This window comes from Aurantimonas marianensis (assembly GCF_024195285.1).
GTDB lineage: Bacteria > Pseudomonadota > Alphaproteobacteria > Rhizobiales > Rhizobiaceae > Aurantimonas > Aurantimonas marianensis.
The window spans coordinates 1-15201 of record NZ_JALHBS010000053.1 but is presented as its reverse complement, the minus strand read 5'-3'; the positions used below and the strand labels follow the sequence as shown (position 1 = coordinate 15201).

The following is a 15201-nucleotide window of genomic DNA, read 5'->3' as shown; positions in this document are numbered from 1 at the left end:
CGGGCGAAGTCAATGCGGCGTCAGCCGAAGCCGGACAGTCCGAACGGTGGAAGAGATAATGGTCGAGAAGACACCGCCAAAACCTTGAAAAGAATCCCCATTTTTTTCTCGCCTGTGCCTGCCAGCCGCGCCACCGCGGCCCGGATTTCCTCCTGCCCGGCTTCGTCCATTTCGTTGCCAAGACGGCCGGCGCGTTCCAGCAGCCCGAGCGCGAGCAGAAAGTCTCCTTGTGGAGCCACAGGAGAGACGGCGAGTCCGGCTTGTCGAAACGGCGCCCCGATCCTCTCGAAATCGACATGGCTGGTCAGGTCGGCTTCACCCGGCCGGTCGAGCGGATCCGCGAAGGCATGGCCGTGGATCGCCTGCAGCGTGTCCCCGAAGCCGGTCGCGGCATGGCCGTAGTCGATGAAGAGCCCTGCGCCGCCGTCCTTGGCCAGACGCTGGGCGACGGTCGTCGCCAGGGTCTCGCGCGCCGGCGACAATTCCACGACGGCGCCGGCCATCGGCGACCGCGGCAAAGTCGCGGCGATTGTGCCGGGCAGGTCCGGCCGTGCCTGGCACAGCACGAACTCCAGACGTCCGCTATCGGCGACCGAGACGCAGCGCTCGCGCCACGTCGCGCCGTCGAAGACGAACTGGCGGATGGCGAGTGCATCGAAGAGTTCGTTGGCGACGAGAAACAGCGGCTCCCTTTCCATATCCTCGATCCGTCTGACGCGGCGGATCGGCAGATCGAAACGGCCGAGTACGGCCATCTGCTCGGCGGCGAGCCGATCGCTGGTCTCCACCAACCGCACCTTGGCTGCTTTGAGGCAGTCCGGGGTGACGGATCGCAGTGTCCGCAACATATCGGCCATCAGCGTGCCGCGCCCCGGCCCGATCTCGGCCAGCAGGAACGGCGAGGGGCAGCCGTGTTCGCGCCAGGCGGCAGCGATCCAGGCTCCAATCAACTCGCCGAACATCTGGCTGATATCCGGCGCCGTGATGAAATCACCAGTGCGGCCGAATGGCTCCCGCGCCGAGTAGTAGCCATGGTCCCGGTCGAACAGTGCCAGGTTCCAGTAGCGATCGAGGCCGATCGGTCCGTCGGCGCGAATTTGCTCCGCGATCTTGCGGGCGAGGGGTGTCAAGATTGTGCGGCGCCGGTTCCCGCGTCCTGCACGGGACGCGGCTCGTATGCGCGCGGCTTGGCGGTCGCCATGCCCCAGATGCCAATCAGCAGCATCGGGATCGACAGCACCATGCCCATGGTCAGCCAGCCACCATACAGATAGCCGAGCTGCACGTCCGGCATGCGGAACAGCTCCACGAAGATGCGGGCGCAGCCATAGCCGAACAGGAACAGTCCCCCGACGAAGCGGGGACGGCCGAGCATCTTGAAGTGATGCGTGGCGATCCAGAGAATCAGCCATAGAAGAATGCCTTCGAGCGCTGCCTCGTAGAGCTGGCTCGGGTGCCGGGGCAGCGCATCCGGGGCATCGGGAAACACCATCGCCCAGGAGACGCTCGTCGGCGCGCCCCACAGCTCGCCATTGATGAAGTTCGCAATGCGTCCGAAGAACAGCCCGAACGGCACTGATGCGGCGACCACGTCGATGAGGCTCCATACCGGAACCTTGTAGACCCGGCAGAAGATCAGCATGGCCACGACGACCCCCAACAGCCCGCCATGGAAGGCCATGCCGCCCTCCCAGACCTTGAAGATGGCCAACGGTTCGGCGGCATATCGCTCGAAATCGTAGAAGAACACGGAGCCCAATCGTCCGCCGATGACGATGCCAAGGGTGAGATACAGGATCAAATCGTCGATATGGGTCTTGGTGATCGGCGAGACGCCGTTCGGCCAGAGCCTTGGATTGCCGACGAGATAGCGCCCGTAGAGCCAGCCGCAGAGAATGCCGGCGACATAGGACAGGCCGTACCAGCGCAGTTGAACCGGTCCGAGATCGAGAAAGACTGGATCGATCTGCGGATAGGTCAGAACGCCGAGGGTGGGGAGGGTGAGCATCGAACCGCCGTTGCGAGATTGTCGACGCCGGGCGCCGCTTTGAATGCGGTGGGACATAGACCTTGTCCCCACTGGAGGGTCAAGGGTGGCGCTGGATGATTGAAGCATCGCGCGAAGCGTTGATTTGCGTCAATGCCGCGACCGGCCGTGAGGCCGATAACCCAGCTATCGCCTATGTCGCCGAACACAGCCGCGGACGAATCTAGGAAGCAGTTTCGCGCGTGACAGTGCAAGGCAACGAGGCTCGATGCCGGGCCATGCCCGGACGATCAAAAGGAGACCACCGATGATCAAGTCCATACTGACGCTGGCGACATCCGCGTTGATCCTGGCGGGAAGCGCCATGGCGGCCAACGGCCAGCAGACCGAGGGAGCCGCCGGACAGCAGGATCGACCAGGCGAGATGATGCAGCAGCGGGACGACGACATGATGCGTCCGGGCCGGCAGCGATCGGAGCGCGCGCGGGACGACGACGACATGATGCGATCGGGTCGGCAACGCTCGGAGCGTGATGACGACGATGACGACCGGTGGGGAATGCCGGGCCAGTTCTACGGGCAAGGTGGGCCCGATTGGAGGCGGGGCGGCATGATGGGACCGCGCATGGGCGGCCCCCACATGATGCGGATGATGATGATCCTGCTCGATACCAACGGTGATGGTGCCTTGTCGCTGGATGAGGTCCAGGCCGTGCATGCGCGGTTCTTCAAGGCGATCGACGCCGACGCGGATGGCAAGGTCACGATCGAGGAAATGCAGGGCTTCATGTCGCCGATGGGCGGCCGGGCAATGCCGCGCCGGTAGGCTCCTGGGGCAATGGGACGCCCGGGCGCGGTCGGTTGCGCCCGGCCTTCCGCGCGGTTTTCGCGCGTCCCGTGCCGCCGTGCCGCCGTGCCGTTCAGCCGCGCATTGCCCCGGTTTGCTCGCGGAAGAATCGGAGCATTTCGCGGCTGGCATCCGGTCCCTTCGGCTCCGTATAAGTCCCGGCGGGACTGCCGCCGGACCATGCGTGGCCGGCTCCATGCAGGACCCAATGTTCCAGCGTCGCCCCTCGCTGTTCGGCGGCGTGGACGGTCTGGGTATACCGTATCCCGCCCGGAGCTTCGCCCCGGCGAATTTCGGTCTGGAGACCGGCGGCGGCCTTCGCCTGTTCAATCACATGCTCGCCATTGACCGGATGGACGGTCGTATCGCCGTCGCCATGAAAGACGATGGTCGGGACCAAGCCGCCTGACGCCGACGTCTGTGAGTTGGGGGCGGCGCCGTTGCGCATCGCGGCGAAGGCCGAGCCCATGTCGCGCGCGGCCCCCCGGGCGAGGCCCGAATGAACGCCGACGGCGGTGAAAAGCTCGGGATAGGTCGCCCCCATGATCGCCGCCGCAGCGCCACCGGCGGACAGGCCGGCGACGTAGACGCATTCCGGCTCGACGGAAAATTCGTCGGTGATCTGGCGGGTGATGCCGGCGATCAGCGACGGCTCGCCGCGATCGCGCTCCTGATCGCCCGCATTGAACCAGTTCCAGCATTTGGACGTGTTGGCCGAGCGGGACTGGGCGGGATAGGCCACCAGGAAGGTCTGCTCCTCGGCCAGATCGTTCATCCGTGTGCCGGCGGCGAAATCATCGGGCGACTGGGTACAGCCATGCAGCATGACGACGAGTGGCACGGCCTGCCCGGCGTAGCCGCTCGGAACATAGAGCTTGTAGTCACGGCTTCCCGCCGCGTTGGCGTAGCTGCGGGCGAAAAACCGGGCGCCGTCGGGCAAGGGGTTCGTGTTGGTGGCAACCGGTGAACCGGCAAGCCCCTCGACCCCTTGCGTCCCGATCCGGTCGAGAAATCCCCGCAGCGCCTGCGGGATCGAGGATTTCTTCGGCTCGCTCCGCGGGTCTCTTTGCGGGGAAGGTGATGCGGTCCGGGTTTTTGAAGTCGCGGCGGGTGGGGTAATGTCGATGACGGAAGCGGCGCCGCCCGCAGGCCGGCGATCATTGTCGTGCTGTGCGTCGAAACCCGCGGCCGACGAGGCCTGGTCCGAACTCGACCCTTGCAGAAGGGCCATCGCTTCCTGGAGCTGCCCGTTTCGGGTCAGACGGGTCGCCTCCATCATGGTGGCCTTGGAAAGTGGTTTCATGGATTGAAATCCTGTGAGGAAGAGCCCCCGGCCGAATACCACGCTCTGCTTGGGTCAAGAATGCGAGCGCGCGATGAATGCCGGGGAGGAATGCTGCGTTGCAGCATTTGGTTCCCGGTGACGGTGACAATCGTCGATTTCCCGAAGCAGGCCAACCGAAGCGCAACAGGCCATGTCAGCCGGATGCCGCCCTCCAACGGCCGGGAGGGGCCGATGGAGGGCAGCGGTTCGATTTATTTCAGGAGCTTCAACAGCTCTTTCGCGGCCTCTTCCGACGACGCCGGGTTCTGGCCGGTCACCAGCTTGCCGTCGACGACAACATAAGAGCCCCAGTCAGCGCCCTTTTCGTAAAGGCCGCCGTTCGCCTTGAGCATGTCTTCGACCAGGAACGGCACGACGTCCGTGAGCCCGACGGCTTCTTCCTCGCCGTTGGTGAAACCCGCCACGCGGCGACCGGAAACCAGTGGCTTGCCGTCGGCGGCTTTGGTGTGGCGGAAGATCGCCGGTGCATGGCAGACGGCACCGATCGGGCGGTCGCTGGCGGCGAAGGTCTCGATCAGGCGCTGGCTGTCGGCGCTCTCGGCGAGATCCCAGAGGGGGCCGTGGCCGCCCGGATAAAAGACGGCGTCGAACTCCGTCGCGTCGATGTCGGCGAGCCTGGCGGTCGAGGCCAGCGCCTGTTGGGCGGCGTCGTCCTTCTTGAAACGTTCGGTCGCCTCGGTCTGGGCATCCGGGGCATCGCTTTTCGGGTCGAGCGGCGGCTGGCCGCCCTTCGGCGAAGCAAGTGTGACCTTGGCGCCGGCATCGCGCAGCACGTAATAGGGCGCGGCGAATTCCTCGAGCCAGAAGCCGGTCTTTTCGCCGGTGTCGCCGAGGGTGTCGTGGGAGGTGAGGACCATCAGAATGTTCATGTGTGTCTCCTTGGGACTGATTATTTCGTGTTGCCGACGCGGATCACCCGCTTGCCGAAATTCTCGCCCTTGAGCAGGCCGATGAGGGCTCGCGGGGCGTTTTCGAGGCCGTCGATGATCTCTTCGCGGTAGTGGATCTTTCCCGCCTCGATCCACGAGCTCATGGCTTTGGCGAATTCGGGATAGAGGTGGACGAAGTCGTTGAAGATGATGAAGCCGCGCACGGTCAGCTGCTTGCGCAGAATCTGCCCCATCAGCCAGTTCATCCGGTCCGGCCCGTCGGGCAGGCTGGTGGCGTTGTATTGCGAGACCAGGCCGCAGACCGGGACGCGGGCGCCGATATTGAGTAGCGGCACGACCGCGTCGAGGACCTTGCCGCCGACATTCTCGAAATAGATGTCGATGCCGTCAGGCGTCGCGGCTTTCAGCTGTTCGGCGAAGTCATCGGACTTGTGATCGATGCAGGCGTCGAAGCCGAGCGTGTCGACGGCGTAGGCGCACTTTTCCGCGCCGCCCGCGACGCCGACGACGCGGCAGCCCATGAGCTTGCCGATCTGGCCGACCGTGGTGCCCACCGGGCCGGTGGCGGCGGCGACGACGAGGGTCTCACCTTCTTTCGGCGTGCCGATCTGGGTCAGTCCGGCCCAGGCGGTGAAGCCGGGTATGCCCATGATGCCGAGCGCCCAGGAGGGGTGCTTGGGGTGGCGGCCCAGCGCCGTCACGCCGCTGCCGTCCGACAGCGCGTAGTCCTGCCAGCCGTTGAAGCTGAGCACCCAGTCGCCCTTGTCGAAATCCTCCCGCTTGGACTCGACGACCTCGCCGACCGCGACCGGCGGGGCATAGGACGGTGCGTCGCTCATCCGTCCGCGCATATAGGGGTCGAGCGACAGGAATTCGGTGCGCAACAGCATCTGGCCGTCCGTCGGGGAGGGGATGTCGGTGCTTTCGAGCTTGAGCGTGCTGTCGGTCGGCTCGCCCTTGGGGCGTTCGGCGAGAACGATACGGCGGTTGGCGTTGTCGGTTTGGGACATGATCAGCTTTCGATTGTGTTGTTTGAGGAAAAGGGCGCGCGTTTGCTGGTCCGGCGCGCGGGATATTCTCAGGGCCGAGGGATCAACCTCTCGGTCGTCGTCATGGCGACCGTGAAGGGTCCGTCGTCCCGCGCCAGGCTGGCCATGAGGCTCGCGCCGAGCCAGATCTGGTAGAATGTCGTGGCGAGGGCTTCCGGATCGTCCGTCGGACCGATCGAGCCATCGGCGGCGCCCTGGCGCAGAACCGACGCCAATCTGGCCACGATCGCATCGATTCCGTCCCGCAGGACCGCGCTCATGCCGGGCGACAGGTCGGCGACCTCGGCGGAGAGCTTGACCACAAGGCACCGATCCTCCGCCCGGGGGCTGCATTGTTTCAGCCGCCAATCCGAGAAGTAGGCCAAGAGGCGGTCCCTCGCCGAAAGGGCGCCGTTGTCGAGCGTCTGGGTGAGATCGGCCTTGTAGCCTTTCACGAAGCTCTCCAGCAGCGCGCAGCCATACGCCTCCTTCGACGGGAAATAGTGATAGAAGGACCCCTTCGGCACCTCGGCCGCCTTCAGAAGCTCCTGGAGTCCCACGGCGGTAAAGCCGCGCTGGGCGGCGAGCCCTCGTCCAACGGTCAGAAGATGCGTGCGGGTATCGGTCATGGCCGACATATTGGGCCGATTAGACTGGTCGTCTAGTGGGCGGGCCAAAAAAGAACCATCGAGATCATCGGCTGAAAAAAGAAGAAGCCGGGTCGCTGGGAATAAGGAGACCCGCGACCCGGACGGTTCTCAGAGCGCCGAGAGCAGATCCCGCGTCGGCCAGCCGTCTGCCGGCAGACCAAGCCGCTGTTGCTCGCGGCGCACGGCCGAGCGGGTTTTCTCGCCAAGGATGCCGTCGACCCCACCGACATCGTGGCCGAGTTCGACGAGCCGCTGCTGCAGGCGCTTGGTCTGATCGAGATCGAGGCCGGGCTGCGGATTTCCCATGTCGATGGGCGGGGCACCGGCAAGGCGCGTCGAGAAATAGGCCGCGGTCAGCGAATAGACCAACGACTTGTTCCACTTCAGATAGATGTCGAAGTTCGGATAGGCGAGAAAGGCAGGGCCGCCGCGCCCCATCGGCAGGATCAGCGCCGCCGGCAGTCCGTCTGCGGGAAGCGGCGAACCATCGGCCTTGGCAACGCCGAGCGAAGCGAAGCTCGAGCGCGGCTCCTTGTTGACGAGGGCGGCGCGATCCCAGGGGAAATCGGCTGGCACGCGTACCGCTTCCAGCCAGGGCTCGCCGCCGCGCCAGCCGAGCGACTGGATGTATTTGCCGGTGGTGACGAGGACGTCGGCGGCGTCCTTGCGCAGGTCGACGCGGCCATTGCCGTCGCCGTCGGTGCCGAAGGCGATGTATTCCGCGGGCAGAAGCTGGGTCTGGCCGATTTCGCCGGCCCACGCGCCCTTCATCTCCGACGGGGTCAGGTAGCCCCGATCGACGATCTCGATCGCGCCGATGAGATGCGGGCGGAACAGCTCCGGCCGCCGACAATCATGGGAGAGCGTCGCCAGCGCCGCCAGCGTGTCGAAATTGCCCAGCACCGCGCCGTAGTCGGTCTCCAGCCCCCAGAAGGCGGCGATCACCGGACCCGGCACACCTGTCTCGGCCTCGACCCTGGCAAGGACATCGGCGTATTTCTGAAGGTTCGCCTTGCCCTGGGTCAGCCGGTAGCTGTTGACCATGCGGGTGGCGAATTGCTGCCAATCCTGAGCGAAAACGCCTTGCGCGCGGTCGGCGGCGAGGACCTTCGGATCGAGCCGCATGCTGGCGAGCGCCGTATCGACGGCAGCCGGCGACAGGCCCTTGGCGAGCGCCTCGGCCCGGACCCCGTCGAGGAATTGCGAAAAGTCGCCACCGCATTGCTGGGCCGCCGCGAGGCTGGTGCCGGACAGGAGCAAGGTCAGGGTCAGGGCAAGACGGCGGGCTCGAAGCATCGCGGTGATCCTTTTCTTTAAAGACGGCGAGAGCGCCCGCCGCCTAGCCGCTCAAGATGGCGGATTGAAGAAGGTCAGCGCGCAAGATTGGCTTCCAGCCACTTTTTCCAGTCCTCGCGGGTTCCGGCGAAGGCGTTGCGGTCGACATCGCCCTTCACGCCCGGCACGGTGCCGGTCCCGGTATACTGCCAGAACCGGAATTTGCGGTTCTCATAGACGTTGTCGGGATGATCCGCGACCGCTCGCAGCCAGACCTCATGGCGCGGGAAGGCGCCGACAAGCCGGTCGCGATGCACGTCGATCGGAATGTAGAGAAGCGGCCGCTGGCCATAGTGGCGTTCGAGCGCGTTCGACATCGCCATCACTTCGCGAACGAGTTCCTCGCGCGGCGGTCGCTTGGTGCAGGTCGGCGAGAACGGCGTCCATTCGATATCGATCACCGGCGGCAACGCCAGGCGGTCCTTCGGAACAGCATTGATGAAGGCCTGGGCTTGCTCGATTCCGGGCCGGCAATGATACCAGAAATGATAGGCGCCGCGCGGCACGCCCGCAGCCCTGGTCTTCTTCCAGTTCTCCAAGAACCGTTCGTCGACCCGGTCGCCGCCCTCGGTCGCCTTCAGCCAGGCAAAAGCGACGCCTCCGTCGCGGGCGGCGTCCCAATCGACCGTGCCTTGGTATTTCGAGATGTCGATGCCGTGGACCGGGTATTGATGGGCCGATTCCGCGGCCATGTTCGACAGGCCGAGTTCGTTGACGTCGAGAGTGGTGGAACGGCAGCCGCCAACCAGCAGCGCCGCCGCGACCCCGGCCAAGACAAGCGCCCGCCCGCGCAGGCCGCGGCGCGATCGGGTCGATGGGGCCGGATGGCGCGGAAGGAAAGGCTTCATCGTCGGGCTCGGCACGGTTCGGGTGGGCCATCATGATGGCGGAAAGGGGCAAATCGCAAGTGGCGCCGACATGGGTTATGACGGGCCAGGAACGGATGCGAATGCCGACCGGGCCGATCGGGGCGATCCGACGCAAACCGGGACGACAGCCGCGCGATCCCGCTTCGATCAGATCAAGGCGAGCTTGACCGAAGCTTGCCGTCGCCATTTAGAGGGGCACGCGCGATCGCCGCCTTGATGCCGGCAGGGCGCGGTGTGGCATTTGCCTCGCCGGGAGCGATCGCCGATAATTGCGAATCGATAAAGGGCGGCGAGCCTCCGCAATGCAGATTCTGTCCAATCTCAATACCGTTCTTCAGGCGATCCCGGCGGGCGGCCGAGCAAGCCTCGAGGCAATTCTGGAAAGCATCCGGACATTGTTCGGCGGCGATCGGGAGACGCGCAGGCGGGTCGCCTTCGGCGTCGCGGTGATCGCGCTGTCGGCCAAGATGGCAAAAGCCGACGGCATCGTTTCCCAGCCTGAAATCACCGCGTTTCGGCAGATTCTGGAAATTCCGCCCGAGGAAATGCGCAACGTCTTTCGCCTTTATGACATTGCCAAGGAGGACATCGCCGGTTTCGAGATCTATGCGGCGCGGCTGCGCGGCCTGTGCCGGGACGAGGACGAGGATTGCCAGTTGCTGGCCGATGTCCTCGACGGCCTGTTCCACATCGCCAAGGCGGATGGACTGGTCCATGAGCGCGAACTCGCATTCCTTGCCGAGATCGGACGCATCTTCGGTCTGACCGATCAGGAATTCGCCCGAATCAAGAACCGCCATATCCTGGGCGCCGAGAATCCCTACGCGGTGCTCGGGCTCGATCCCGGCGCCCCCTTGGCGGAGACGCGCGCGCGTTATCTGGCGCTGGTGCGCGAGAACCACCCCGACCGACTGGCCGCTCGCGGCGTGCCGGACGAGTTCATGTTTATCGCCACGGAGCGGATGAAGGCGATCAACGCCGCCTATCACTCCATCTCCGGAAAGACCGCGGCTTGAAACCCGACGCCGCGCGAATCGACGAGGTCCGGCCGTCGCCCAATCACACCGAGCGACGTGGGGCGGACGGGCCGGACATGCTGATTCTCCACTACACCGGCATGGGCTCGGGCGAGGGAGCGGTGCGTTGGCTGTGCGATCCGCAAAGCGGGGTGTCCTGCCATTATCTCGTGCATGAAGACGGCAGAGTCGTGCAGATGGTCCCCGAGACACGGCGTGCCTGGCACGCGGGCGTGGGCGGATGGCGTGGTCGCGACGACATCAATTCCCGGTCGATCGGCATCGAGATCGTCAATGTCGGACACGAGCATGGCTACCCGGATTTTCCCGCCGCGCAGATCGAAGCGGTGATCGAATTGTGCAGGGATTGTGTCGGCCGCTGGCCGATCCGGCCCGAATTCGTGCTCGCCCATTCCGATATAGCGCCCGCGCGCAAATCCGATCCGGGCGAAAAGTTCCCGTGGAATCAACTTTTTTCTGCCGACATCGGGCACTTCGTCCCGCCAGCGCCGTTACGGGGCGGGCGCTTTTTCGGCCGGGGTGATCAGGGTGAGCCGGTGGCCGCCTACCAATCGCTGCTGGCCGCCTACGGTTACGACCTGCGGATCGACGGCGTGTTCGAGGAAACCACGCGTTTCGCGACGATCGCTTTCCAGCGGCATTTTCGTCCGGAACGGGTCGATGGTGTCGCCGACATCTCGACGATCGAGACCCTCCACCGGCTGCTGACGACATTGCCCTGCTCGCCCTTCGCAGGCGACGCAAGCAGCGTGAGCGTCAGCTGATATCGGCCCTAAATATTTCAGCTTGAAATCTTGCGTGATTGACGCGCCACATTCCCGGTCGTTTTGCGCTGCACACAACGCCTCGCCGAAGCCGTGAAACATTCGCGGTGAGGGGTAAAAAGCTGCCTTTACAAGGGGTTGGGCGGCCTTCGATCAATTTGGGGTATTCATGCACAGACTGACTGCCGCGGCGCTCGCCGCGACGATTTTCCTCGGCCAGACCACTGCCATCTTCGCTCATCAGACCGAGTCCGAACACGCCGAGACCGCCGGGGTTCAGGTGGCCTCGCTGGAGCGCCTTTCCGAGCGGCCCTATGCCGCGATCATCGCCAAACATGCCAAGGCCAATGGCGTGCCGATCGCTCTCGCGCATGCCGTGGTGAGTGTCGAGAGTCGTTATCGCGCCAAGGTGACCGGCGCGGCCGGCGAGGTGGGCCTGATGCAGATCAAGCCGGCGACGGCGCGCGGTATGGGCTACAAGGGTAGCACCAAGGCGCTCTACAATCCCGACACCAACATCAAATGGGGCATGCGCTATCTCGCCGGCGCGGTGAAGCGGGGCGGTGGCACCACCTGCGGAACGATCCTCAAATACAATGCCGGCCATTATGCCAAGCGGATGAACCCGATCTCGGCGCGCTATTGCTCGAAGGTGAAGGTCGAGATGGCGCGGGCGTAGGCGCGCTTCACCATCATCACGAAATGGACACCCGGCGTGGCGGCGCCGGGTGTTTTTTTGTCCGGCGGTGTCGTCGTCCGGCCTTTTTCCGGCGTGAACGCGCCGCCCCTTGCCCTTGCCGGCTCGTCGCATTTGTCATTGACATCCGTTTCCCGCTTGGACACCTACGGGGGGCCAGTCGGCTGGGCGACCGCTCCCGTCATACGTCGAAAGACGGCGGGGGAGGAAAGTCCGGGCTCCACGGAGAAGCGGTGCCGGATAACGTCCGGCGGGGGCGACCCCAGGGAAAGTGCCACAGAAAACAGACCGCCCCGCCTATAGTGCGGCTCGACCGGCGCGAGTGCCTCGGCAGCGGAGCCGCACTATTGGCGGGGTAAGGGTGAAACGGTGGGGTAAGAGCCCACCGCGCTTCTGGCAACAGCGGCGGCACGGCAAACCCCACCGGGAGCAAGACCGAATAGGGACGACGCGGCGGTTCGCCTTCGGGTGACATCGCCAGCCCTTCTCCGGGCCGGTCGTCCGGGTGGGTTGCTCGAGGCGGTTCGCAAGGACCGTCCCAGAGGAATGGTCGCCGAGCGGCTTTGCCGCTTACAGAACCCGGCTTACAGGCCGACTGGCTCTTTTTCTCCCGCCTCCCGGCAGATTTCAGCGTCATACCCGTCAGCCGCGACCGCACTTCTCCGATCGGATTTTGGGACGCGCCCACACGGCGCGCGAATTTGTCTGCAATCCTTTGTTTTCGTTACCGCGAGGGTGCTCTGTTGCCGCCCCGTGGGCCGGCTGTCCGCGCGGACGCGATGCTGCCGGGTAAAGTGGGTAATTTTGGAAAATATCAACGTTAATAGGGTGTTAAGACTGTCCGTCTAGAAATTTTACCAGTCCTTGCAGCGGCGTTGTGTCAGGCTATCCCATTGACGCCCAAGAGTGCCCATGCTATCCGGTAGATCATCATCGGGGGCTCGGTCAGTGCCCCATTTCGAACATCGCAGGTCGGGCCCGGGACGAGTCGAGGCCGGCGAAGGGCGCCCTGCGGCGCGCTCCGCCGTTGCGGAACTGTGTCGGCGGGCCGGCGGACGAGCGGGGGTTTTGATGGAATGCGAACCGATCGCTTCAAAGCCTTCGCGAACTGATGGACCGGTTTCTCTCCAACTGGGTGAACAATGTCGACGCCAAGGGCCGCGTGTCGGTTCCGGCCGCGTTTCGGCAGGTGATCGCGGCGCGCGGCATTCGCGAGCTGTTTGCCATGCGCAGTCTTGGTCAGCCGGTGATGGATGTCGGCGGTCCCGATCTTTTGGAGCGCTTCGAGCGGCAGATGGATGCGACCAGTCCGTTCAGCGAGGCGTTTCAGGATTTGTCGGTCTTCGCTTTCGGCGACGGAACGTATCTGAAGTTCGACAGCGAGGGACGGATCACCATGACCGACTTCGTTCGATCGCATACGGGGATCACCGATCAGGTGGCCTTCGTGGGTGCCCGCGATTTCTTCCAGCTCTGGGAGCCGTCGCGGTTCGAGGCGTACCGGGCCGAAGCGAGGGCGCGTCTTTTGGCGGCGCGCGGTTCGGTCGGCGCGTCAGCGGGGTCACCGGAATGATGGCGGGTCACGGCGGGGTTGAGGATCCCGCCGTTGGCGGACCGGCTCGTCACGTTCCGGTGCTTCTCGACGAGGTTCTGGCGGCGCTTGCCCCGCAGCCGGGCGAGATGATCGTCGACGGCACTTTCGGCGCGGGCGGCTATACGCGTGCCATCCTGGATCGCGGCGCCAGTGTCGCGGCCATCGACCGCGACCCCTCGGCGGTGGCGGCCGGGCGCGGGCTGGCCGAAAGCTACAATGGCCGGATGACGATGGTCGAGGGCCGCTTTGGCGAACTCGAGGCAATCGTCCGCGATCACGGCGGCGCCGTTGATGGCGTCGTCCTCGATATAGGCGTTTCGTCGATGCAGATCGACGCGGCGGAGCGCGGCTTTTCCTTCCAGAAGGACGGCCCCCTGGATATGCGTATGGGCGCGTCGGGGCCGACCGCCGCCGATGTCGTCAACCGGCTGAAGCCGGGCGATCTGGCGCGCGTTCTCGGTTTCCTGGGCGAAGAGAAGCAGGCCGGGCGCGTCGCGCGGGCGATCGAGGCGCGCCGGGCGGAAAAGCCGTTCATGCGAACCCTTGATCTTGCCGGCGTCATCGGCCGGGTGGTAGGGCGCTCGCCCAAGGATCGGATCGACCCCGCGACCCGCAGTTTTCAAGGGCTGCGCATCTTCGTCAATGACGAACTCGGCGAACTTGCCCGGGCACTGGTCGCGGCAGAGCGGGTGCTGAAGCCTGGCGGCCGCCTCGTCGTCGTGACCTTCCATTCGCTCGAGGACCGCATCGTCAAGCGCTTCTTGCGTGACCGTTCGTCGCCGCCGTCGGGATCGCGGCACCTGCCGGACATCGCCCCCGCGACGCAGACCTTCGAGGCCCGCAACAAGGCGTTGGCCGCCTCCGACGCGGAAGCGGCACGCAACCCGCGCGCCCGCTCGGCCAAACTGCGCTCGGGCGTGCGAACCAGCGAGGCGCCGCGCGGCGAGGCCGACGCGCTCGCTTTCGCGGCCCTGCCATCGCTCGCCGACCTGCCTCAGACCGGAGACTGACAGCCATGTTGAAGACCCTCGACATCGTTCTCATCGCCGTCATGATCTCCGCGGCTGCCTGGACCTACAAGATCAAGCACGAGGCCGAGCTGCTCGAGGAGGAGGTCGCCAGGGTCGAGCGCCGGATCGCGATGGAGCGTGAAACTGTCGCGTTGCTCGAGGCCGACTGGAGCCTGCTCGATCAGCCGGGCCGGCTGCAGCGTCTGGTCGATGCCTTCGCGTCGGACCTCAAGCTCCAGCCAATGCGCCCGGATCAGATCGTGGAGCCTGACCAATTGCCCGCGCGGCCGGTGAACTTCCTTCCCGACCAGACCAATACGCTCGGCGGGTATGCCGACAGCTCGGAAACGGTGGTCCGGTGATGCGTATCGCAAACCCCTTCAGACGCGCCACCCCGACGGCATCGGTGTCGACGGCCCGCGAACCCGATGTCTCCGGTCGGCGACGCCGCAATATCGCGCCGAAAAACCGCAGCCGCTTCACCATCGCCATCGGCCTCTTCGTGGCCGTCTATGGCGTCATCGGCGGCCGCCTCGTCATGTGGGGCGTCGCGCCGGCCGAAACGGCATCGTCCAGAGGCGCCAGCGACCTGATCATGGCCGCCCGGCCGGACCTCGTCGACCGCAACGGCGAAGTGCTCGCCACCGACATCAAGACCGCTTCGCTCTTCGCCGAGCCTCGCCGCATCATCGATCCGGACGAGGCGAGCGAGCTGTTGCTCTCGGTCCTGCCCGACCTCGATCCCAACTGGCTCTATCGCCGGCTGGCCAGCGAGGCCGGCTTCATCTGGCTGCGGCGCGAGCTGACACCGGGCCAGCAGCAGGCGATCCTCGATCTGGGCATTCCCGGCATCGGATTTCGCACCGAGACGCGCCGCTTCTATCCGGGCGGCAGCACCGCCGGCTTCATCGTCGGGACGGTCAATGTCGACAATCAGGGCATCGCCGGCATGGAGAAGTATGTCGACGATCAGGGCTATCGGGCGCTGCAGAACACCGGGCTTGCCGTCGACACGGAACTGGAGCCGGTGCGCATGTCGATCGACCTGCGGGTTCAACACATCGTGCGCGACGAGGTGGCGGCGGCGATGAAACGCTACCGGGCGATCGCTGCCGGTGGTGTCGTGCTGGACGTCGAGACCGGCGAGG

The 15201-nt window shown here is 65.3% G+C and carries 16 protein-coding genes and 1 other RNA gene; 9 read left to right on the top strand and 8 right to left on the bottom strand.

The features are described 5' to 3' along the window. Positions 1 to 20: 20 nt before the first annotated feature. Positions 21 to 1130: a class I SAM-dependent methyltransferase gene (locus MJ956_RS09805; RefSeq protein ID WP_253964290.1), complete on the bottom strand. Its 1110-nt coding sequence runs from the start codon at positions 1128 to 1130 to the stop codon at positions 21 to 23. Beyond that, a complete protein-coding gene (gene lgt, locus MJ956_RS09800; RefSeq protein ID WP_253964289.1) occupies positions 1127 to 2008 on the bottom strand; it encodes a prolipoprotein diacylglyceryl transferase in 882 nt (293 codons plus the stop codon). The genes MJ956_RS09805 and lgt overlap by 4 nt, the downstream gene beginning before the upstream one ends. Before the next feature lie 286 nt (positions 2009 to 2294). On the opposite strand from lgt, the gene MJ956_RS09795 reads away from it, so the two are divergent. Then, on the top strand, positions 2295 to 2813 hold the full coding sequence (locus MJ956_RS09795) for an EF-hand domain-containing protein (protein WP_253964288.1): 519 nt from the start codon (positions 2295 to 2297) through the stop codon (positions 2811 to 2813). 94 nt (positions 2814 to 2907) lie between these two features. On the opposite strand, the gene MJ956_RS09790 is transcribed toward MJ956_RS09795, so the two are convergent. The 6 genes from MJ956_RS09790 to MJ956_RS09765 form a co-directional block, all read right to left on the bottom strand. Then, positions 2908 to 4137, bottom strand: coding sequence for an extracellular catalytic domain type 1 short-chain-length polyhydroxyalkanoate depolymerase (locus MJ956_RS09790; protein WP_253964287.1), 1230 nt, complete (start codon positions 4135 to 4137; stop codon positions 2908 to 2910). 233 nt (positions 4138 to 4370) lie between these two features. Then, the gene (locus MJ956_RS09785) at positions 4371 to 5048 is read right to left on the bottom strand and encodes a type 1 glutamine amidotransferase domain-containing protein (RefSeq protein WP_253964286.1); all 678 of its coding nucleotides are present in this window, start codon (positions 5046 to 5048) and stop codon (positions 4371 to 4373) included. Between the two features lie 20 nt (positions 5049 to 5068). Then, positions 5069 to 6079: an NADP-dependent oxidoreductase gene (locus MJ956_RS09780; protein WP_253964285.1), complete on the bottom strand. Its 1011-nt coding sequence runs from the start codon at positions 6077 to 6079 to the stop codon at positions 5069 to 5071. A gap of 68 nt (positions 6080 to 6147) precedes the next feature. Further along, complete coding sequence (locus MJ956_RS09775; protein WP_253964284.1) at positions 6148 to 6726, bottom strand: TetR/AcrR family transcriptional regulator; 579 nt, start codon at positions 6724 to 6726, stop codon at positions 6148 to 6150. Between the two features lie 129 nt (positions 6727 to 6855). Beyond that, positions 6856 to 8043, bottom strand: coding sequence for a lytic murein transglycosylase (locus tag MJ956_RS09770; RefSeq protein ID WP_253964283.1), 1188 nt, complete (start codon positions 8041 to 8043; stop codon positions 6856 to 6858). A 74-nt stretch (positions 8044 to 8117) separates the two neighbouring features. Further along, positions 8118 to 8930 (bottom strand): glycoside hydrolase family 25 protein, encoded by an 813-nt coding sequence (locus tag MJ956_RS09765; protein WP_253964282.1) that lies wholly within the window; start codon positions 8928 to 8930, stop codon positions 8118 to 8120. 323 nt (positions 8931 to 9253) lie between these two features. On the opposite strand from MJ956_RS09765, the gene MJ956_RS09760 reads away from it, so the two are divergent. From MJ956_RS09760 to MJ956_RS09725, 8 genes are all read left to right on the top strand, one after another. Continuing rightward, positions 9254 to 9967: a J domain-containing protein gene (locus MJ956_RS09760; RefSeq protein ID WP_253964281.1), complete on the top strand. Its 714-nt coding sequence runs from the start codon at positions 9254 to 9256 to the stop codon at positions 9965 to 9967. Then, positions 9964 to 10752 carry a peptidoglycan recognition protein family protein gene (locus MJ956_RS09755; RefSeq protein WP_253964280.1) on the top strand — a complete coding sequence of 263 codons (789 nt, stop codon included), beginning with the start codon at positions 9964 to 9966 and terminating at the stop codon, positions 10750 to 10752. The genes MJ956_RS09760 and MJ956_RS09755 overlap by 4 nt, the downstream gene beginning before the upstream one ends. 169 nt (positions 10753 to 10921) lie before the next feature. After that, positions 10922 to 11431 (top strand): lytic transglycosylase domain-containing protein, encoded by a 510-nt coding sequence (locus MJ956_RS09750; protein ID WP_253964279.1) that lies wholly within the window; start codon positions 10922 to 10924, stop codon positions 11429 to 11431. 174 nt (positions 11432 to 11605) lie between these two features. Further along, an RNA gene (gene rnpB / locus MJ956_RS09745) (RNase P RNA component class A) lies at positions 11606 to 12052 on the top strand. Between the two features lie 508 nt (positions 12053 to 12560). After that, the gene (gene mraZ / locus MJ956_RS09740) at positions 12561 to 13022 is read left to right on the top strand and encodes a division/cell wall cluster transcriptional repressor MraZ (protein WP_253964278.1); all 462 of its coding nucleotides are present in this window, start codon (positions 12561 to 12563) and stop codon (positions 13020 to 13022) included. Beyond that, the gene (rsmH, locus tag MJ956_RS09735) at positions 13019 to 14053 is read left to right on the top strand and encodes a 16S rRNA (cytosine(1402)-N(4))-methyltransferase RsmH (protein ID WP_253964277.1); all 1035 of its coding nucleotides are present in this window, start codon (positions 13019 to 13021) and stop codon (positions 14051 to 14053) included. Before mraZ ends, rsmH begins: the two co-directional genes overlap by 4 nt. A 5-nt stretch (positions 14054 to 14058) precedes the next feature. Next, complete coding sequence (gene ftsL / locus MJ956_RS09730) at positions 14059 to 14415, top strand: cell division protein FtsL (RefSeq protein ID WP_253964276.1); 357 nt, start codon at positions 14059 to 14061, stop codon at positions 14413 to 14415. Then, the coding region (locus tag MJ956_RS09725) for a penicillin-binding protein 2 (RefSeq protein ID WP_479768636.1) at positions 14415 to 15201 on the top strand (787 nt) is incomplete at its 3' end. The genes ftsL and MJ956_RS09725, both read left to right, overlap by 1 nt.